The sequence below is a fragment of the Massilia eburnea genome (assembly GCF_009720745.1).
Taxonomy (GTDB): domain Bacteria; phylum Pseudomonadota; class Gammaproteobacteria; order Burkholderiales; family Burkholderiaceae_D; genus Rugamonas; species Rugamonas eburnea.
Window position 1 is genome coordinate 385,411 of the sequence record NZ_WNKX01000002.1, and the last position, 19,094, is coordinate 404,504.

Genomic DNA, 19,094 nt, shown 5'->3' on the forward strand with positions numbered 1-19,094 from the left:
TTCAATCCACTGTGAAATGGCCGACGCCGTCGGCGCGGATGGTGGCGCGCAAATCACCGCTGGCCAGGGTCAGCGTGAAAGGGCGGTCGACCGGCTCGCGGCCGAAGACAATGCGCATATTGCCGGGCACATTGGTCGGCGGGTCGAGCAGCAAGGTCACCGGCGCCAGGTCAAAGGGGCGTTCGCGCAGCATATCGTCCTGCAACAGCGGATCCCAGGTCTTTTCATTGCGCACCAGGAAGCGGTAGCTGTCCGTGCCCGCTTCGAAGGCGACCGGACGGTTGCGCACGATGGCTTCATCGCGCGCCAGCTGCAGCAGGAGCGCAATACGCTGCGCTTCCTTCTGCATGGCCTTGGCCTGGCTGGGCGCAACGCTCATCACGGTCAGGCCGAGCGTAATGCCGATGATGACCAGCACCACCAGCAGCTCGATCAGCGTAAAGCCGTGCTGGCGGGCCTTAGATTTCCCAGGAGCCGATATCAGCATCATCGCCGGTGCCGCCTGGCTGGCCGTCGGCGCCATACGAGAACACATCGACTTCACCTTTTATGCCAGGGGACAGGAACTGGTAGTTATTGCCCCATGGGTCCTTCGGCATTTTTTCCAGGTATGGCGCCTTCCAGCCATTGGCCGCAGGGCCGGCGGTCGGTTTGACCATCAAGGCCTGCAGGCCCTGTTCCGTGGTCGGATAGCGCTGGTTGTCCAGCTTGTACATCTTCAGCGCCTGCATGATGGTGGAGATTTCAACCTTTGCCGCAGCGGTTTTGGACTCGCCAACGCGGTTGATCACCTTAGGCAGCACCAGTGCAGCCAGCACGCCCATGATCACCACCACCACCATGATCTCGATCAGCGTAAAACCGCGCGCGCGGCGTTTGCTTGATATTTGCATAAGATTCACTAAAAATTAAACTGCTGCGAGTATAAGTGATTCAATCGTGCTTGCGTCCAATTGTGCCGATATGGCGCAACACTCCGTCGTTGGAGCCGGCAATGTTCGACGGCACGGCTTCCAGCGGCTTCACCGCCGGGGTCTCGGAAACGAAAGGCTTGATGCCCAGCGCTTCGTCCACTTCTTTAGGATAGACGATCTGGCCGCGGGTGATCACGGCGGAGACCTTGCGCACGTCTTCAATATTCCTGGTCGGGTCGCCGTCCACCAGCACCAGGTCGGCCAGCTTGCCGGTTTCGATGCTGCCGCGTTCCGCGCTGGTGCGGGTGTAGCGCGCGCCGTTGCGGGTGGCGACCTGCAGCGCCTCGGCCGGGGTCAGGCCGGCTTTCACCAGCAGCGCCAGTTCCGAATGCAGGGTGAAGCCGGCCAGGTCGTCGGTGCCCGCCACTATAGGCACGCCGGCCTTATACATGATGCCGACGAACTGCACCATCTTGTTGAAGGATTTGTCGTAGCGCGCCTGGGTGGCGGCATCCGGGATCTTCATGGTGCCGACGTGGAAGCCGCGCGCCACGTCGGGCGGCATATTGCCTTCCACCGCTGCCCATGGCTCGTTGACGTCGCCGTCCTTCTGTTTCAGGAAAGCGAAAGCGGACAGGGTCGGGTCGATCGCGATCTGCTTCTTCTTCAGCGTGGCAAGGAAGTCTTTCACTTCTTTCGAATTGAAGTCCAGGCCTGCCACTTTTTCAGCCGGCAGGTAGAAGCGTTCCAGGCTGCGCGTCTCTACCCCCGGCTTGAACAGGAAATTCAGCATCACCTGGTTGATGTGCTGGATTTCGTCGTAGCCGGCGTCCAGCGCCTGCTGGGCGCGCAGGCCGGCCGGGATGTGGCCGGACACGCGCATGCCGCGCAGGTGGGCGTATGCCACGGTGTCCTTCAGGATCTCTTTCGGGAAGGAGTTATAGATCTTCAGCTGCGGGTAGCCATGCTCGGCGTACCAGTCGATGGCACGCTTGGACTGATCCAGCGTCTTGACCACGAAGCCGCCGTTGGAAGAGTAAGGGCTTTCGCCTTCCAGGAAGCCGGCCGGCACGATTTGCGGCGCCAGCAGCTTGCCATCCGCCGTTTCATCGATCATCAGCTGCAGCTGCGCATTGTCGTTGCCCATGTCGCGCAACGAGGTCACGCCGGCGGCCACGTGCAGGGCGCCTTCCCAGCGCGTGATATGGCCGTGCATGTCGAACAGGCCCGGCAGCACGATACGGCCGCCGGCATCGATTTCATTGGCGGCGCCGCGCACCTCGGTCCCGGCCGGCACGATGGCGCTGATGCGGCCGCGCAGCAGGTAGATGTCGGACGCTGCGCCGACGGTGGCCTTGTTGCTGTCGAAGATGCGGGCATTCTTCACCACGGTCAAGCCGGGCAGCGGATGCTGCAGCTTCGCCGCCAAATCGTTCAGCAGCTTGGCTTCGGCGGTTTTCTGGCGTTCGGCCAGCAGCTTGCCGTTATCCTGCCAGCCTTCAACCGCAAAAACGAAAGTGCCCGGCGCCACCGCCGCGAACAGCGAAGGATTGGCGCCCTTGGTGATCCACAGGAATTTCGGGCTCAGGCCAAGGCCGGTCTGCGCCACCAGCTGCACCTGCTGGGTCTGGCCATTCGGGCCGCTGACCTGCACTTCGTCGAGCACCATCTGCTTCAGTGTGCCGTTCGGCAGCAGCGCAATGCTGGCCGACGGCGTCTTCGCCAGGGCGCCGATGGCGCGCGAATCGGCTTCGAAACTGCCGTTCAGCGGCACGTACACGGCCGCGCCGCTGACATCCTTGGCGCCCGCCTCGCTGGTGGACTGCCACTGTGCCTTGCCGCCTTTGCGTTCGAAGTGCTCATCCACCACCGCGCCGAAAGTCGAATTGCCTTTGACGTGGTATTCGGACATGGTGCCGTCGGCGGCCAGGCGGAATTCCTCCGTCAGTTCGGGGCCGCGGCCATTGTCCTTGTAAATGTAGCGAACCTTGGTCAGCCCGTCATCGTGGTTTTCCACCACCTGCTCGCCCATCTGCTTGCCGTTGTTCTCGGAAATGAACACGTAGCGGGTGGTTTGCGTGACCGCTGCCTGTGCGAACGCACTAGCGACAGCCAGCGCCATGACGGCTGAAACTCGCTTCATTGATAGGTCTCCTCAGTTTTTTAGGGATGTTGTGCGCCGCAGACCGGGCATGCCTCGTTGCGGCCGATGCTGATGCTATTCCATTCCATGCGCAAGCCGTCCAGCAGCAGCAAGCGGCCGGACAGCGATTCGCCGATGCCCATCACCAGCTTGAGCGCTTCGGCGGCCTGCATGGCGCCGACCACGCCCACCAGCGGCGCGAACACGCCCATGGTGGAGCAGGCCACGTCCTCGAAAGGCTGGTCTTGCGGGAACAGGCAGGAGTAGCATGGCCCTTCGGTGCGGGTATCGAAGACGCTCACCTGGCCGTCAAAGCGGATCACGGCGCCGGAGACCAGCGGCACGCGATGCGCCACACAGGCGCGGTTGACGGCATGGCGGGTCTTGAAGTTGTCGGTGCAGTCGAGCACCACGTCGTGCTGCGCCACCAGCGCCGCCAGGCGCGCATCGTCCACCCGTTCCACCAGCGCCGTCACATGGCATTCCGGGTTGATGGCATTCAGGGTTGCGCGCGCCGATTCCGCCTTGGGCTGGCCGACACGCTCCGTGGTGTGGGCAATCTGGCGCTGCAGGTTGGTGAGGTCGACGCTGTCATGGTCGACGATGGTGAGCTGGCCGATGCCGGCCGACGCCAGGTAGAGCGAAGCCGGCGAACCCAGGCCGCCGGCGCCGATCACCAATGCCCTGCCGTTCAATATCGCTTGCTGCCCCTCGATGCCGATTTCATCGAGCAGGATATGGCGTGAATATCGCAGCAGCTGCTGGTCGTTCATTGCGCGGCGGCGAGTTCAGGCTTGGCCGTTTTCACCGGCAGTCCTTTGAAATGGCGCAGCGCCTGTTCCAGCTGGAAATCGTCCTTGCCGCCGAAATCGAAAGGCTTCTGCTTTTTCGCAGCGGACAGCAGGCGCTGTTCCTCTTCCAGCTCGTCGCGGCGGATGTGGCCTTGCTGCTCCTGCTCCCCTTCGGCGTTGGCCAGGTGCTTCTGCAGGTCGGATTCCCGCAAGCGCAGGCTGTTGATGGCGTCGCCTTCTTCCGTTTCGTCGACCGCCACGTCAGGCACGATGCCCTTGGCCTGGATGGCGCGTCCTTTCGGCGTGAAATAGCGCGCAGTGGTCAGCTTGACAGCCGAATCAGCGGTAATCTGGCGCAGCGTCTGCACCGAGCCTTTGCCGAACGTCTGCGAACCCATGATGATGGCGCGCTTGTAGTCCTGCAGCGCGCCGGCCACGATTTCGGAGGCCGAGGCGGAGCCGCCATTGACCAGCACCACCATCGGCACCGTCTTGAACACCGCCGGCAGCTTGGCCAGCGGGTCGCTGCCGCTGCGGCTGGAGTAGTTGTCGGACGTCGCGTGCAAGGACTGCTTGGAATCGGCCAGCTGGCCGTCGGTGGACACCACCAGCGCATCCTTCGGCAGGAAGGCCGCCGACACGCCGACCGCGCCCTGCACCACGCCGCCCGGGTCATTGCGCAAATCCAGCACCAGGCCCTTGATGTTCGGATCCTTGGCGTAGATGGCGTTCAGCTTTTTCGCCATGTCTTCCACCGTCGGTTCCTGGAATTGCGAGATGCGCAGCCAGGCATAGCCCGGTTCCACCATCTTCACCTTCACGCTCTGCTGGCGGATCTCTTCGCGCACGATGGGAATCAGCAGCGGCTTGTCTTCATTCTTGCGCGAGATGGTCAGCACCACCTTGGTGCGGGGCTCGCCGCGCATTTTCTTGATCGCCTCATCCAGCGACAGGCCTTTCAGCGGCTGGCCATCGAGGCGGGTAATCAGGTCGCCCGGCTTGATGCCGGCGCGCCAGGCCGGCGAATCCTCGATCGGCGCCACTACCTTGATATAGCCGTCTTCCGTGCCCACCTCGATGCCGATGCCAACGAACTTGCCGTTGATCGACTCGCGCATTTCCTTGAATGCGGCCTTATCGAGATAGGTGGAGTGCGGATCGAGGGAAGACACCATGCCTGCGATGGCGTCCTGCAGCAGCTTCTTGTCGTCGACCTGTTCGACGTAGTCGGATTTGATCAGGCTGAAGACTTCGGTCAGGGTGCGCAGTTCTTCCAGCGGCAATGGCGAACCTGGCCTCTGCGCAAGGGCTGAAAACTGCATCGAGACGGCGATACCCGCCGCCATACCAAGGCCAACCAGGCCCAGACTCTTCGTTTTGTTGCCCATTGATTGCTTTCCGCCGCTAGAACTTGACCCACCCGGCCGGATCTATCGGCTTGCCCTGGTGGCGCATTTCAAAGTATAAACCCGATTCTTCGTAACCGCCGGTATTTCCGACGGTGGCGATCACTTCGCCCGCTTTCACCACGTCGCCGGCCCGTTTCAGCAGCGACTCGTTGTAGCCGTAGCCGCTCCAGTACTGGCCGCCGTGGTCGATGATAATGAAATTGCCATAACCGCGCAGCCAGCTTGCATGCACCACGCGGCCCGCCGCCACGGCGCGCACTTCGGCGCCGGCATTGGCTTTGACTACCATCCCTTTCCAGGCCACGCCATCGGCGTTCTTGCTGCCGAAACGTTTTTCCACCTTGCCGGAGACCGGCATCGGCAGATCGCCTTTCAGGCGGGCAAAGACGCCGTCCGGCACCACGGGCGCCAGCGCCACCTCGGATGGACGCGGCGATTTCTCGTCGCGCTGCTCGGCAGCTTCCTGCCGCGAGGCCACTTTCGGTTCTTCTTCGACCGGCAGCGGCTTCGGCGCCGGCTTGCCGGCTTTTTTTGCTTCCTGCGCCAGGCGCTCGCGTTCAGCCTGCGCCTTGGCGCGGGCCAGGGCGCGCGCTTCCGCCTCAGCCTTGGCCTTGGCGGCGCGTTCGGCGGCCAGCTTTTCCTGGCGGGCTTTTTCGGCGGCGGCAATGCGCGCCTGTTCTTCGATCAGCTTGTTCAGCTTGTCGACCAGGTTGTCCAGGCGCTGGGCGTCCTGCTCCATGCGGCCGGCCTCCTTGCGCTGGCTGGCCAGCTTCTTGGACAAGGTGGCCAGGGTCGCGGCGCGGCGGCCCTTTTCCTGTTCGAGTTTGGCTTTCTGCTGCTTTTCCTCTTCCGCGATTTCGTCCAGCTCCTGCTTGGACTCTTGCGCCTCGGCCTGGTTTTCTTCGACTTTTTTCAGGTTGGCGCGCAGCGAATCGAGCAATTTGGCCTGCGACTGCGAGACGTAGGCCATCAGCTGCAGTTCGCGGTTGATGCGGTTCGGGTTGTCGCCCGACAGCAGCAGCTTGATGCGGTCTTCATTGCCGGCCAAGTACTGCTCGCGCAGCAGCTTGGCCAGCTGTTGCTTCTGTGCCGCCACGGTGGCGGACAGGCGCAGCTGTTCGGCGGCCAGTTCGGCCACCCGGCTATTGATCTGGGTTTGCTCCGCCGCCAGATCGCGAAGGGTGCGGTTGGCGTCGGAAATGGCGGCCTCCGACTCGGCCAGCGTATCGGCCGCGTCGTCCTTGGCGCTCTCGGTCTTGCCGATTTCCGTTTTCAGTTCGGCCAGCTTGCGCGCCAGCGCCGCCCGCTCCGTCTCGGCCGCGGCTTTTTGCTTGCTGCGCTCGGTCGGCTTCGGTGCGGCGTAGGAGCCGTGGGCTGCGCCCAGCGCCAGCACGATTGCCAGCGCCAGGCCGCGTACGGCGCGGCGAGTCGGATGAACCGCCACGGGGCTTACTTGGCCTTGCCCTGGTTGGCCACGGCAGCCTGGGCGGCGGCGATGGCGGCTGGGTCACCCAGGTAGTAATGCTTGATTGGCTTCAGGTCGGCATCCAGTTCGTACACCAGCGGCTGGCCGTTCGGGATGTTCAGGCCGACGATTTCCGCGTCGCTGATACCATCTAGCATCTTGATCAGGGCGCGCAGGCTGTTGCCGTGGGCCGAAATCAGGATCTGCTTGCCGGCCTTGATGGCTGGAGCGATTTCTTCGTTCCAGGCTGGCATCACGCGCGCCACGGTGTCTTTCAGGCATTCGGTGAGCGGGATGGCTTCCTTCGGCAGGCCGGCGTAGCGCGGGTCGTTGAAGGAGGTGCGGGCGTCGCCGGCTTCCAGCGCTGGCGGCGGAATATCGTAGCTGCGGCGCCATACCAGCACCTGCGCATCGCCGAACTTGGCTGCGGTTTCGCCCTTGTCCAGGCCTTGCAGGGCGCCGTAGTGACGCTCGTTCAGGCGCCAGTCATGCTTGATCGGCACGTACATCTCGTCCATTTCATCCAGGGTCAGCCACAGGGTGCGAATGGCGCGCTTGAGCACGGAGGTATAGCACAGGTCGAAGGAGAAGCCGGCATCTTTCAGGATTTTGCCAGCGGATTTGGCTTCGTTGACGCCTTTTTCGGTCAGGTCCACGTCGGTCCAGCCGGTGAAGCGATTTTCCAGGTTCCAGGTGGACTCGCCATGGCGCATGAATACGATTTTATACATAGAGCTATAAGAATAGAGTTGGAAATGGGTGAAAATCGCCGCCGAAGCCACGAACAAGCATCTATTTTATAATGCTGGGATTGAGTTCAACCATTGGAATCCCGTGAAATTCTTCATCGACAATATTTTTCTGATCGCCATCGTCCTTTTGTCCGGCGGCGCCCTGCTCTTCCCTGCCCTGACCCAGCGCGGTAAAAAAGCCTCGCCGGCCGAGGTCACCCTGCTGATCAACCGCAGCAAAGCCACCGTGCTCGATGTGCGCGCCAAGGACAAGGCCGAAGGCCGTATCATCGACTCCAAGCACATCCCACTGGCCGAACTGGGCAACCGCATGGCCGAACTGAACAAGTTCAAGGACAAGACCCTGGTGGTGGTATGCGATAAAGGGATCAGCGCCTTCAGCGCCGCCCGCATGCTGGAAAAGTCCGGTTTCTCCGACGTTGTCGTGATGGAAGGCGGGATCGATGCCTGGAAGGCACAAAACTTGCCGCTGACAAAGTAAAGGAGAGGCCATGACTGCCAACGTTACCATGTACAGCACCCTGGTGTGCCCGTATTGCGTGCGCGCCGAACGTTTGCTGGAGAGCAAGGGTGTCACCGCCATCAACAAGATCCGCGTCGACCTCGACCCGGCCCAGCGCCAGCTGATGATGGAAAAGACCGGCCGCCGCACCGTGCCGCAGATCTATATCGGCGACACCCACGTGGGCGGTTTTGACGATTTGTACGCTTTGGACCAGGCGGGCGGCCTCGACCCCTTGTTAAAAGGTTAAACGCCCCCAAATACAACGGAGTGGCGGGCAAAACGTTGGAAGATAATTCAGTTTTGCTACAATTGCCGTCGCGTTTGAATGGGCTTACCCCCCGTGGCCTGGACAAGCATTAACTATATAACTGATACGAAAGCGTTCCATGTCTGAAGAAAACCTGCAACCTGTGTTCCAAATTCAACGCGTCTACCTGAAAGACATGTCGCTGGAACAGCCGAACTCCCCATCGATCTTCCTGGAACAGGAAGCCCCTTCGATCGAAGTGGCGCTGGACGTGAACGCTGAGCCGCTGTCCGAAGGCATCTTCGAGTCCACCGTGACCGTGACCGTGACCGCCAAGGTCAAAGACAAGGTCGCTTTCCTGGTCGAAGGCAAGCAAGCCGGCATCTTCGAAGCCCGCAACATTCCAGCTGAGCAGCTGGACCCACTGCTGGGCATCGGCTGCCCGAACATTGTGTACCCGTACCTGCGTTCGAACATCGCCGACATGATCACGCGCGCCGGCTTCCCTCCGATCCACCTGGCCGAAATCAATTTCGAAGTGTTCTACCAGCAGCGCCTGGCAGCTATCGCCCAGCAGCAAGCCGCCGGCGCCAGCGCCGTCGAAGGCTCGGCAACTGTGCAGTAATACTTCTGCGATACTATTGGGGGACCACGGTTCCCCGGCATGCAAAGGCCCCCGCGGGCCTTTGCGCATTTTTGAGGCCTTTTTGCATGAATTTACGCCGCTTTGTCGCCATTGCCACCGCGCTGCTGGCTTGCGCCAGCGCCCAGGCTATCGACTTCCGGACGGTCGGCGCCAATCCTGCCATCCTGTATGGCGGGCCATCGACCAGGGCTGCCAAGCAGTACATCGTGCCGTCCGGCGCCCCGCTGGAAATCGTCCTGACCTATGGCGAATGGGTCAAGGTACGCGATATGAGCGGCGACCTGGCCTGGACCGAGGCCAAGGGCCTGAGCGCCAAGCAGCGCAATGTGATCGTGCGCAGCGCCAACACCAAGGTACGCGGTGCAGCGGACGACACCGCGCCGGTGGTCTTCATCGCCGACAAGGGGGTGCTGCTGGAACTGGCCGAGCCTGCCAATAATGGCTGGACCAAGGTGAAGCACCGCGATGGCCTGGTGGGCTACGTGCACAGCAACGACATCTGGGGCTACTGATGACCAACCGTAAGATCAGCGTCCTGGGCGCCGGCGCCTGGGGCACGGCTGTCGCCATCGCCGTCGCGGCCCGCCATGACGTGGTGCTGTGGGGCCGCAATGCCGAAGCCATGGCCGAAATGGCCACGGCACGCGACAACACCGATTACCTGCCAGGCTATCCATTCCCGCCAGCGCTGAAAGTCACCGCCGATTTCGATGCCGCGGTGGCCCACGCCGGCCAGGATGGCTTGCTGATCGCGGCCTGCCCGGTGGCCGGCCTGCGTCCGCTGCTGCATGCGCTGAAAGGCAAGGCCATCCCGAACATCGTCTGGCTGTGCAAGGGCTTTGAATACGACACCGGCATGCTGCCGCACCAGATCGTGCGCGAAGTGCTGGGCGATGCGGTGCCGGCCGGCGCCTTGTCCGGCCCCTCGTTTGCGCAGGAAGTAGCGAAGGGCCTGCCATGCGCGCTGACCATCGCCTCGTCCAATGCCGCCCTGTGCGAACTGGTGGTAAGCGCCGTCCACGGCGGCACCATGCGCGTCTACTCCAGCGACGACATCGTCGGTGTGGAAGTGGGCGGCGCGGTGAAGAACGTGCTGGCCATCGCCACCGGCGTGGCCGACGGCATGGGCCTGGGCCTGAATGCACGCGCCGCGCTGATCACGCGTGGCCTGGCCGAGATCACCCGTCTCGGCACCGCGCTGGGCGGACAGGTGGAAACCTTCATGGGACTGACCGGCATGGGCGACCTGATCCTCACCTGCACCGGCGACCTGTCGCGCAACCGGCGCGTGGGCCTGGGCCTGGCGCAAGGCAAATCGCTGGAAACCGTGGTCAATGAACTGGGCCATGTAGCCGAAGGTGTGCCTTGCGCGAAAGCCGTGCGCGAACTGGCGCGCCGTCTTGGCGTTGAGATGCCGATCACCAATGCAGTGGCCAGCGTGCTGTTCGACGGCCTGCAGCCGGCCGACCTGGTGCAGGGCTTGATGGCGCGCGATCCGCGCGCCGAGCAACCGACTATCAAGTAGCCGCAGCGGCAGCCTCCGCCTATAATCGCCCCATGTCTTTCGGCAAGAGGCGATTATGAGCAGCTTCGCAGTGGCGACAGCCAGCCTGGCTATCGATTCCGTAGTGTCCGAAAAGTGGCAGCAGGTCCTGGACTTGATCGCCAGCCTGGTGCGCGTGCCTGCCGCCCTGATCATGCGCGTCGAGCCGCCGCATATCAAAGTCTTCCTGTCCAGCCATTCGGCCGGCAACCCCTACGAAGTGCACGAAGAAGCGCCGCTGAACACTGGCCTGTACTGCGAGACCGTGATGGCGCAGCGCAAGCAACTATTGGTACCCAATGCGCTCAGCGATCCCAACTGGAATCAGAATCCCGACATCAAGCTCGGCATGATTTCCTATCTGGGACTGCCCCTGGTCTGGCCGGATACCCACGTCTTCGGCACCATCTGCGTGCTCGACCGCAAGGAAAACGCTTATTGCGAGCTGCATATGCGCCTGCTCGAACAATTCCGCGGCATCGTCGAGCGCGACCTGAGCCAGATCTTCCAGCGCGCACAGCGCGCCCATGACGACCAGCAGCTGCGTGCCGAAGAAGCCGAACGGGTGCGCGCCGAGTTTGCCGTCCTGCGCGCCGGCGAGCAGCGCGCGCTGCAGCAGCTGCAGCAGTTGAACAATCATCTTGAAGAGCGCGTCGCCGAACGCACCGCCGAGCTGCAAAAGGCGATCGGGCAAATCGTGGCGGCGGAAAAAATGGCCACGGTCGGCCGCCTCGTCAGCGGCATCGCGCACGAACTGAACACGCCACTCGGCAATATCATGCTGGGCGCCAACTCGCTCTCCGACCGCCTGGCCGCGATCGGCCAGCAAGCCGACGAGCGCCGTTTGACGCAGGGAGGACTGCAGCAATTTCTGGACGACAGCCGCCGGGCCTGCGAAGTCATCGAGCGCAATGGCAGCCGGGCGGGCGAACTGATCGCCAGTTTCAAACAGGTGGCGGTCGACCAGGACCGCCAGGAACGGCGCAGTTTCCAGCTGGACCAGGCCGTCGCCAACCTGGTGCGCGCCCTGGGGCCAACCCTGCGGCGCGGCGCCTTGCAGCTGGAGGTGGACATTCCGGGCGGCTTGCAGCTGGATAGCTATCCCGGCCATGTCGAGCAGATCCTGGCCAAGCTGGTCGACAATTCCATTACGCACGCCTTTAACGGACGCGCAGGCCGGCGCGCGCGCATCAGCGCCACGCGGCACGGCGCAGATGTCGAGCTGGTGTACGAAGACAATGGCTGCGGCATTGACCCGGCCATCCAGCCGCGCGTGTTCGATCCCTTCTTTACCACGCGTATCGGCGAAGGGGCCCAGGGACTGGGGCTGGCCGTGGTGCAAAATGCAGTACAGGCCATGCTGAAAGGCAGCGTGACCCTGCAAAGCAAACCGGGCGAAGGCGTGCGCTTTACCTTCGTGCTGCCGCTCAATCCGCCAGCAAAATAGTCAGCAACAGGAGTGAATCGGCGTTTGCCCGCAAGGAGTGGGGCGCGCCGCCCTCCAGGTAGAGCAGTTCGCCCGCGCGCAGGAGCGCGGTGCGGCCGTGGGCGTCGAACGCCACTTCCCCTTCCAGGCATTGCAGCGTGATCTGGCCGCGCACCGCGTGTTCCGCCAAGGCGCGGCCCGCGGGCACGGTCATGCGGATCAACTCCATCTGCTGCGTCTTGGCCAGCGCAATGGAAGAAAACTGCGACAAGCTTTCACCGGCCTCGCGGCCGATCCGGACCACCTGGCCCGATGTTGCATGTGGTAGCGCCATATGCCCTCCCTGGATTGAGCCAATGATAGCAGCAGGCGCCCCGGCGCTTTATTTCTGTTCGCCGCCGATGAAGCGGTAGATGCCGGCGCCCACGGCGGCGCCCAGCAGCGGCGCCACCCAGAACAGCCACAGCTGCGCAACAGCCCAGCCGCCCACGTACAGCGCCACGCCGGTGCTGCGCGCCGGGTTGACCGAGGTATTGGTGACGGGGATCGAAATCAGGTGGATCAGGGTCAGGCACAGGCCGATGGCGATCGGCGCAAAGCCGGCCGGCGCGCGCTTGTCGGTAGCGCCCAGGATCACGACCAGGAAGAAGGCCGTCATCACGACTTCAGTCACCAGGGCGGCGACCAGGCCGTAGCCGCCCGGCGAATGCTCGCCGTAGCCGTTGGAAGCGAAACCGGCCGCCACATCAAAGCCTGCCTTGCTGCTGGCGATCAGGTACAGCACGGCGCCCGCAGCCAGGCCGCCCAGCACTTGCGCCACGACGTAGCCCGGCAAATCCTTGGCCGGGAAGCGGCCGCCCAGGCACAGGCCCAGCGATACGGCCGGGTTCAAGTGGCAGCCGGAAATGTGGCCGATGGCGTAGGCCATGGTCAGCACCGTCAGGCCGAAGGCCAGCGCCACCCCGTGCAAGCCAATCCCCACGCCGGGGAATGCCGCAGCCAGGACCGCGCTGCCGCAGCCGCCCAGCACCAGCCAGAAAGTACCAAAGAATTCCGCACCCAGTTTTTGCATCTCTGCCTCCATTGACAGTTGGTAATTGTGCAAACAGACTAACGATAAATAGCGGAAATGACAACAGTGCCGCACAGAATTTCACTTGTGTTACCAAAGTAATTGCAATAAAGTAAATCCATGAGCAAGAATTCTTTTGAGGAGATGAACTGTCCCATCGCCCAGACCCTGGAACAGGTCGGCGAGTGGTGGACCTTCGTCATCCTGCGCAATGCGTTTTGCGGCATGAGCCGCTTCCAGGATTTCCAGCGCCACCTGGGCATCAGCACCAGCATCCTGGCGCGGCGCCTCGAAAAGCTGGTGGAGAACGGCATCCTGCTGCGCACGCCAAGTACAGACGACGCCCGCGTCGTCCATTACCACCTGACGGCCAAGGGCCGCGCGCTCTCGCCCATCCTGGCGGCGATGACGCAGTGGGGCGAGCAATGGGCGCCCAGCCCGCAGGGCCCGCGCCTGACCATGGTGGAGAAAGCCAGCGGCCTGCCGGTAGCCGGCGTCGGCATCCTCGCCGCCGATGGGCGCGAACTGCAAGCAGACGACATCACCACGGTGGCCGGCCCCGGCGCCGACGACAAGACGCGCGACTTGCTGCGCATGAGAGAGGAGACTGCATGACCGTTGAAAAAGTCTGGCTGAAGTCCTATCCCGAAGGCATTCCCGCCACCATCGATCCCGACCAGTATGCTTCGCTGCCGCACCTGCTGGAGGAATCGTTCTCCCGCTTCGCCGAGCGCAAGGCTTACGCCTGCATGGGCAGCAGCATGAGCTACCGCGAATGGGACCGCCATTCGCGCAACCTGGCGGCATGGCTGCAGCAACGCGGCCTGGCCAAAGGCGCCCGGGTCGCAGTGATGATGCCGAATGTGCTGCAGTATCCGGTCGCCGTGGCGGCCGTGCTGCGCGCCGGCTTCACCGTGGTCAACGTCAACCCGCTGTACACCGCGCGCGAACTGGAACACCAGCTGGCCGATTCCGGCGCAGAGGCAATCTTCATCCTGGAAAACTTCGCCAGCACGCTGGAGAAGGTGCTGCCGCGCACACAGGTCAAACACATCGTGGCCGCCAGCATGGGCGACCTCCTGGGCGTTGCCAAGGGGCCGCTGGTCAACTTTGCAGTGCGCAAGGTAAAGAAGCTGGTACCCGCATTCAGCCTGCCGGGCGCAGTGCCGTTCAAGGATGCCTTGCGCAGCGGCGCCGGGCATGCATTGCACAAGCCCGAACAGGGCCACGACGACATCGCCTTCTTGCAGTACACGGGCGGCACCACCGGCCTCTCAAAAGGCGCCGCCCTGACCCACCGCAACGTGATCGCCAATATGCTGCAGAACGATGCATGGGCCGGCCCGGCGCTGTTCAAGGCCGGCGCCGGCCAGCAGGTCGTGACCGTGTGCGCGCTGCCGCTGTACCACATCCTCGCGCTCAATGCCTGCATGCTGATGGGCGCACGCTGGGGCGCCATGAACCTGCTGATTCCGAACCCGCGCGACATGGCGGGCTTCGCGCGCGAACTGGCGAAGTACCGCGTCAACTTCTTCCCCGGCGTGAATACCCTGTTCAACGCTTTGCTGAACCAGCCGGAGCTGGCCAAGGTCGATTTCTCCGGCCTGCGCATTACCCTGGGCGGGGGCATGGCGGTGCAGCAGGTGGTCAGCGAACGCTGGCTGCGGCTGACCGGCAGCCCTATCCTGGAGGGCTACGGGCTGTCCGAGACCTCGCCCACGGCCACGCTCTGCCGCCCCGACCAGCAAGGCTTCAGTGGCACCATCGGCCTGCCCGTGCCCTCCACCGAAGTGGCGATCCTGGACGACGACGGCAAGCCACTGCCCTTTGGCCAGCCCGGCGAAATCGCGATCCGCGGTCCGCAGGTCATGTCCGGCTACTGGCGGCGCCCGAGCGAAACGGCCAGCGTGATGACGGCGTCCGGCTTCTTCAAATCGGGCGACATCGGGATCATGGATGCACAAGGCTATGTGCGCATTGTCGATCGCAAGAAGGACATGATCCTGGTCTCCGGCTTCAACGTCTATCCGACCGAAGTGGAGTGCGTGGTGGCCGCCCATCCTGCGGTCCTTGAATGCGCCTGCATTGGCGTGCCGGATGCTTCTTCCGGCGAAGCGGTCAAACTGTTCGTCGTGCGCCGCGAACCATCTCTCACCAGCGAACAGCTGATGGACTATTGCAGGCAGCAGCTGACCGCCTACAAAAAGCCGAAGTTCATCGAATTCCGCGACGCCCTGCCGAAATCCAATGTCGGCAAAATCCTGCGCCGCGAACTGCGGGACGAACCAGATCAAGAAAAAGCTGCGGCATAGCGTTCCGTATGGGTTGCACTTATGGATATTCAATCGTGTCGGCGCCTATAATGGATGCGCGTACCGGCACGCTTTTGCCGTCCTCGGAGAATTGCATGAAACACCTGATCGTCGCTACCATGGCCCTCGCACTGAGCGTGCCTGCTTTCGCCAGCACCACCACCCACAAGACCACCCACCACAAGGCGCATGCGACCACCAAGCATCACGCCGCCAAGAAAACCTCGCACCACAAGACCACCAAAGCCACCAGCCACAAGGCCGCATGATCTTCGTCTGGGGCAGGAAGCCGGTTTATACCCACGCCGGCTATGTCGCAGACTACTGCCCCGTGTGCCGGGCGGCCCGCGCGTTCACCGTGCAACGCATCGGCATGGCCTGGCATGTGTATTACGTCACCGTCTCCAAAGGCGAGCTGGCGGGATACCAGCGAACGTGCTGCGATTGCGGCATGGTGCTGCCCATGGAAGTCGGCCATTACAGCCACCTGAGTCCGGAACAGCTGCCGCTGGTGCAGCTGGAACAAGCCACCAATCCCCATCTGTCGATTCGACACGCCGATGCGCTGGCCGCTGCCGCGCGCTTGCGTGAAGCGCCATTGATGCTGGACGAATCCGAACGCCGGCGCCAGATCGACGCCGCGCTGCGCCTGCAGGCCGACGCGCTCGAAGTCTACGACGCAACGGTTCGCCTTGACCGCGAAGTGTGGTGGTCCATTGCCGGCGCGTTCGCGTTCTGCGCCGTGGTGCTCGCCGCGCTGAAACAGCAAGCGCCGGAAAACCTGGACAATGGTTTCATCATCGCCTTCTTCCTCGGCCTCGGCGCCGTGGGCTGGCAATTGAGCCAGATGGGTGAGCGCTTCCTGCGGCGCGAGATCCTGCCCAAGCTGGCGCGTTCGCTGGCTCCCCTGCAACCGCGTCCGGCGGAAATCGACGAAGCGTTTGAGCGCCTGCGCGAGCAAGGCCGCAAGCTGGCGCAGCGCATCGACAGCGCGCGCGTGCAGCAAGCCATCGCCGACCTGCGCAACTAATCCCCTTTCGTTTCTCCCCTTAGCGAATTCTGTTGCGTTTGCTTTCGTAAACGCGTAGTTTACCTTTCGCTTTATCAATAATATGAAAGGATATGGAGATGAAACGAAGAATTTCACTGATGTTTCTTGCGTTTTCCGCAGCTTTCGCCTTGGCCGGCCAGCCCGCCGGTTTTGATGCCCCGGCCAAGAAAGCGCCGCTGGCCAGTACCGGCTCGGTCGTCGCCCTGGCCGGCAACGGCTTCGTCACCAGCGCCGGCGCCGGCGCCACGGAAGTCATCAACAGCAATGGTCTGGCCAACTGGACCAGCGCCAGCACCGTGACCAGCGTCTGGTTCCGTATGTCCGCCGCCGGCAGCGCGACGCTGTCGCTGGATGCCGGCCTGTCGGGCAGCAAATCGAGCAAGATCCGCGTCACCGCCAATGGCACGCCGTTCGAAGTGAACCTGAGCAAAGGCGCCACGCAGACTTATGCCGTCGGCACCATCAACGTGCCGGCCGCCGGCTATGTGCGCGTAGACCTGCAGGGCATCAGCAAATCGGGCAGCTATTTTGGCAATGTGGCAGCGGTGCGCGTCGATACCAGCGTCGCCCTGAATTACGCCAACGATGCCGCCAACTACTACTGGTCGCGCCGCGGACCGTCTGTCCACCTGGGCTACACCGTGCCCGCCAACACCGAATATTTCTACAATGAAGTGACGGTGCCGGCGGGTGAGGACAAGATCGGCTCCTACTTCATGTCGAACGGCTTCAACGGCGGCTACTTCGGCATCCAGGTCAATTCCGCCAGCGAGCGCCGCGTGCTGTTCTCGGTGTGGGACGCCGACAACGGCGCCAAGACCACGCTGGTGCGCAAAGGCCCTAACGTGACCGACAACAGCTTTGGCGGCGAAGGCACGGGCGGCCAGTCCTACCTGCTGTACAACTGGGTCGCCGGCAATACCTACCGCTTCATCACGCGCATCCTGCCCGACGGCGCCGGCGGCACCGACTACTCCGCCTGGTTCTACGCACCGGAAACCGGCGTCTGGCAATTCATCGCCACCTGGAAGCGCCCGGCCACCACGACCTACCACGCCGGCGTCTACTCCTTCCTGGAGAATTTCATCGACACCAACGGCTACCTCGGCCGCAGCGCCCAGTACGGCAGCCAGTGGGCGCGCAATACCAGCGGCGCCTGGTCCGAAGTCGTCACCGCCCGCTTCACCGGCGACGCCACGGCTGCCAACGCCCAGCGCATGGATTACGCCGGCGGCTTGCAGAACAACGTCTTCTACCTGCGCAATGGCGGCTTCTTCAGCCCGAACGTAGCGATCAACCAGACCTTCACCCGTCCCGCCACCGGACAGGCGCCAGCAGTAGACGTCAGCACCCTGCCGTAAACATTTTTGTATCCCTGTGTATCTGGCGCGATGCCAGATACACAACTCATTCAAACAGCCCACGCCACCGACACAAGCGATACACACTGCCCCCTTAATCTGATCACACCTAACCAAGGAGATCAGATGATGAAAACCACCTACGCAGGCATTGCAGCAACCCTGGCCATCGCCCTCTGCGCATCCGCCGCGCACGCCGCCGAACCAAAGAAGGAAATGGAAAAGTGCTACGGCGTCGCCAAAGCCGGCCAGAACGATTGCGCCGCCGGCCCCGGCACTTCGTGCGCCGCCACCTCCAAAGTCGATTACCAGGGTGACGCCTGGATGCTGGTCGAAAAAGGCACCTGCACCACCATCAAGACCCCCAAGGGCTACGGCTCGCTGAAGGCGAAACAATGAAACGCGCCGTCGTAACAGCCGTCGCGCTGGCCGCCTGCCTGTCCGGCGCCGCCCACGCGGCAGCGCCGGTCGCGAAAAACATCGTGATCGTTCCTGGCGCCTTCATCGACGCATCGAGCTGGCGCGTGGTGCACGACACGCTGAAGCTGAAAGGCTTCAACGTCACCGTAGCCCAGTTGCCCCACACCTCGCTTGACGACGATATCGCCATCGCACGCAAGACCATCTTCCAGCAATTCGGCAATGTGGTTGTTGTCGGCAACGGCATCGGTGGCACCGTCATGTCCAACGTAGCGACGGGCGACAAGGTGAAAGCGCTGGTGTATGTCGCAGGCCTGATGCCGGAAGTCGGCGAAACCTCGCGGCAATTGCTGGCGTCAATGCCCAGCGCCGGCGAAGGCGTGCGCACCGACTGGGCCGGTTTCCAGTTCTACGATCCGGCACGCTTCCAGGCCGACTTGGCTGCCGACCTGACGCCTAACCGCGTCGGCTTCATGGCCGACTCGCAAGTTTCGGTCAGCAATGTGCTGATGGGAACCCCGAGCTGGTTCGCCATGTGGCACCAGAAGCCGAGCTTCGGCATCGTCGCCACGCAGGACCGCCTGGTCAACCCCGAACTGCAGCGCTGGATGTACAAGCGCGCCGGCGCCAAGGTAACTGAAATCGCAGCAAGCCATGCAGTGCATGTATCGCAACCGGAAGCGGTTGCGAAAGTGATCGAGGAAGCCGCGTTGAGCGTCCTCTAATTTTTCTAACCTCAAGGAGAACACCATGTCCGTCACCAACAAATCGCGCGCCAGCCTGGCCGGCGCCGCCGCCCTGATCGCCCTGGCAACTGCCGCACTGTCCACGCCATCCTTCGCCGCCGAAAAGGTGAAGGAAGAACCGGGCCGCTGCTACGGCATCAACACCTGCAAAGGCACCAGCCTGTGCGCCACCGCCAAGAACGACTGCAAAGGCCTGAACGAATGCAAGGGCCAGGGCGTATTGGTAAAAACGCCGACCGAGTGCAAGGCACTGGGCGGCACGCTGACCGAAGCCAAATAAGCACGGAGACA

23 protein-coding genes are annotated in these 19,094 nt (G+C 63.0%); 14 read left to right on the forward strand and 9 right to left on the reverse strand.

The annotated features are described in order from the left end of the window. Nucleotide 1: 1 nt before the first annotated feature. The 7 genes from GM658_RS04275 to gpmA are packed head-to-tail and all read right to left on the reverse strand — an operon-like array spanning nucleotide 2 to nucleotide 7,453. A complete protein-coding gene (locus GM658_RS04275) occupies nucleotides 2-487 on the reverse strand; it encodes a GspH/FimT family pseudopilin (protein WP_155452817.1) in 486 nt (161 codons plus the stop codon). Further along, entirely contained in the window at nucleotides 459-893 is a 435-nt protein-coding gene (gene gspG, locus GM658_RS04280) for a type II secretion system major pseudopilin GspG (protein ID WP_155452754.1), read from the reverse strand. Before gspG ends, GM658_RS04275 begins: the two co-directional genes overlap by 29 nt. Nucleotides 894-933: 40 nt before the next feature. Continuing rightward, nucleotides 934-3,057 carry an amidohydrolase family protein gene (locus GM658_RS04285; RefSeq protein WP_155452755.1) on the reverse strand — a complete coding sequence of 708 codons (2,124 nt, stop codon included), beginning with the start codon at nucleotides 3,055-3,057 and terminating at the stop codon, nucleotides 934-936. Nucleotides 3,058-3,077: 20 nt separating this feature from the next. Then, entirely contained in the window at nucleotides 3,078-3,830 is a 753-nt protein-coding gene (locus tag GM658_RS04290; RefSeq protein ID WP_155452756.1) for a HesA/MoeB/ThiF family protein, read from the reverse strand. Next, a complete protein-coding gene (locus GM658_RS04295) occupies nucleotides 3,827-5,236 on the reverse strand; it encodes a S41 family peptidase (RefSeq protein WP_155452757.1) in 1,410 nt (469 codons plus the stop codon). The genes GM658_RS04290 and GM658_RS04295 overlap by 4 nt, the downstream gene beginning before the upstream one ends. A 16-nt stretch (nucleotides 5,237-5,252) precedes the next feature. Then, nucleotides 5,253-6,701, reverse strand: a complete 1,449-nt coding sequence (locus tag GM658_RS04300) for a murein hydrolase activator EnvC family protein (RefSeq protein ID WP_371865029.1) — start codon at nucleotides 6,699-6,701, stop codon at nucleotides 5,253-5,255. Between the two features lie 5 nt (nucleotides 6,702-6,706). Beyond that, complete coding sequence (gene gpmA, locus GM658_RS04305; protein ID WP_155452758.1) at nucleotides 6,707-7,453, reverse strand: 2,3-diphosphoglycerate-dependent phosphoglycerate mutase; 747 nt, start codon at nucleotides 7,451-7,453, stop codon at nucleotides 6,707-6,709. Between the two features lie 103 nt (nucleotides 7,454-7,556). Between gpmA and GM658_RS04310 the strand changes: the two genes are divergently transcribed. The 6 genes from GM658_RS04310 to GM658_RS04335 all read left to right on the forward strand — a co-directional run bounded on the left by GM658_RS04310 (nucleotide 7,557) and on the right by GM658_RS04335 (nucleotide 11,862). Further along, nucleotides 7,557-7,955, forward strand: a complete 399-nt coding sequence (locus GM658_RS04310; protein WP_170298656.1) for a rhodanese-like domain-containing protein — start codon at nucleotides 7,557-7,559, stop codon at nucleotides 7,953-7,955. Between the two features lie 10 nt (nucleotides 7,956-7,965). After that, nucleotides 7,966-8,226 carry a glutaredoxin 3 gene (gene grxC, locus GM658_RS04315; protein ID WP_057265991.1) on the forward strand — a complete coding sequence of 87 codons (261 nt, stop codon included), beginning with the start codon at nucleotides 7,966-7,968 and terminating at the stop codon, nucleotides 8,224-8,226. A gap of 139 nt (nucleotides 8,227-8,365) precedes the next feature. Further along, nucleotides 8,366-8,851 (forward strand): protein-export chaperone SecB, encoded by a 486-nt coding sequence (gene secB, locus GM658_RS04320; RefSeq protein WP_155452759.1) that lies wholly within the window; start codon nucleotides 8,366-8,368, stop codon nucleotides 8,849-8,851. An 86-nt stretch (nucleotides 8,852-8,937) separates the two neighbouring features. Then, the gene (locus GM658_RS04325; protein WP_155452760.1) at nucleotides 8,938-9,384 is read left to right on the forward strand and encodes an SH3 domain-containing protein; all 447 of its coding nucleotides are present in this window, start codon (nucleotides 8,938-8,940) and stop codon (nucleotides 9,382-9,384) included. Beyond that, nucleotides 9,384-10,397: an NAD(P)H-dependent glycerol-3-phosphate dehydrogenase gene (locus GM658_RS04330; RefSeq protein WP_155452761.1), complete on the forward strand. Its 1,014-nt coding sequence runs from the start codon at nucleotides 9,384-9,386 to the stop codon at nucleotides 10,395-10,397. The genes GM658_RS04325 and GM658_RS04330 overlap by 1 nt, the downstream gene beginning before the upstream one ends. Nucleotides 10,398-10,452: 55 nt before the next feature. Continuing rightward, entirely contained in the window at nucleotides 10,453-11,862 is a 1,410-nt protein-coding gene (locus tag GM658_RS04335; RefSeq protein ID WP_155452762.1) for a sensor histidine kinase, read from the forward strand. Here the strand turns inward: GM658_RS04335 and GM658_RS04340 are convergent. Together GM658_RS04340 and aqpZ are read right to left on the reverse strand one after the other, a co-directional pair. Further along, nucleotides 11,843-12,175: a cupin domain-containing protein gene (locus GM658_RS04340; protein ID WP_155452763.1), complete on the reverse strand. Its 333-nt coding sequence runs from the start codon at nucleotides 12,173-12,175 to the stop codon at nucleotides 11,843-11,845. The genes GM658_RS04335 and GM658_RS04340 overlap by 20 nt on opposite strands. A 48-nt stretch (nucleotides 12,176-12,223) precedes the next feature. Continuing rightward, the gene (gene aqpZ, locus GM658_RS04345) at nucleotides 12,224-12,913 is read right to left on the reverse strand and encodes an aquaporin Z (protein WP_155452764.1); all 690 of its coding nucleotides are present in this window, start codon (nucleotides 12,911-12,913) and stop codon (nucleotides 12,224-12,226) included. A gap of 120 nt (nucleotides 12,914-13,033) precedes the next feature. Here aqpZ and GM658_RS04350 point away from each other — a divergent pair, with 120 nt between their 5' ends. The 8 genes from GM658_RS04350 to bufA2 all read left to right on the forward strand — a co-directional run bounded on the left by GM658_RS04350 (nucleotide 13,034) and on the right by bufA2 (nucleotide 19,083). Then, the gene (locus GM658_RS04350; RefSeq protein WP_155452765.1) at nucleotides 13,034-13,528 is read left to right on the forward strand and encodes a winged helix-turn-helix transcriptional regulator; all 495 of its coding nucleotides are present in this window, start codon (nucleotides 13,034-13,036) and stop codon (nucleotides 13,526-13,528) included. Continuing rightward, on the forward strand, nucleotides 13,525-15,225 hold the full coding sequence (locus GM658_RS04355) for a long-chain-fatty-acid--CoA ligase (protein ID WP_155452766.1): 1,701 nt from the start codon (nucleotides 13,525-13,527) through the stop codon (nucleotides 15,223-15,225). The genes GM658_RS04350 and GM658_RS04355 overlap by 4 nt, the downstream gene beginning before the upstream one ends. Nucleotides 15,226-15,320: 95 nt before the next feature. Continuing rightward, nucleotides 15,321-15,494: a hypothetical protein gene (locus GM658_RS04360; RefSeq protein WP_155452767.1), complete on the forward strand. Its 174-nt coding sequence runs from the start codon at nucleotides 15,321-15,323 to the stop codon at nucleotides 15,492-15,494. Next, nucleotides 15,491-16,255: a hypothetical protein gene (locus GM658_RS04365; RefSeq protein ID WP_155452768.1), complete on the forward strand. Its 765-nt coding sequence runs from the start codon at nucleotides 15,491-15,493 to the stop codon at nucleotides 16,253-16,255. Before GM658_RS04360 ends, GM658_RS04365 begins: the two co-directional genes overlap by 4 nt. A gap of 98 nt (nucleotides 16,256-16,353) precedes the next feature. Continuing rightward, a complete protein-coding gene (locus GM658_RS04370; RefSeq protein WP_229416743.1) occupies nucleotides 16,354-17,637 on the forward strand; it encodes a DUF3472 domain-containing protein in 1,284 nt (427 codons plus the stop codon). Nucleotides 17,638-17,766: 129 nt separating this feature from the next. After that, on the forward strand, nucleotides 17,767-18,036 hold the full coding sequence (locus GM658_RS04375; RefSeq protein WP_155452821.1) for a BufA1 family periplasmic bufferin-type metallophore: 270 nt from the start codon (nucleotides 17,767-17,769) through the stop codon (nucleotides 18,034-18,036). Continuing rightward, entirely contained in the window at nucleotides 18,033-18,782 is a 750-nt protein-coding gene (locus tag GM658_RS04380; RefSeq protein WP_155452769.1) for an alpha/beta fold hydrolase, read from the forward strand. Before GM658_RS04375 ends, GM658_RS04380 begins: the two co-directional genes overlap by 4 nt. 25 nt (nucleotides 18,783-18,807) lie before the next feature. Continuing rightward, nucleotides 18,808-19,083, forward strand: coding sequence for a BufA2 family periplasmic bufferin-type metallophore (gene bufA2, locus GM658_RS04385; RefSeq protein WP_155452770.1), 276 nt, complete (start codon nucleotides 18,808-18,810; stop codon nucleotides 19,081-19,083). Nucleotides 19,084-19,094: the final 11 nt, after the last annotated feature.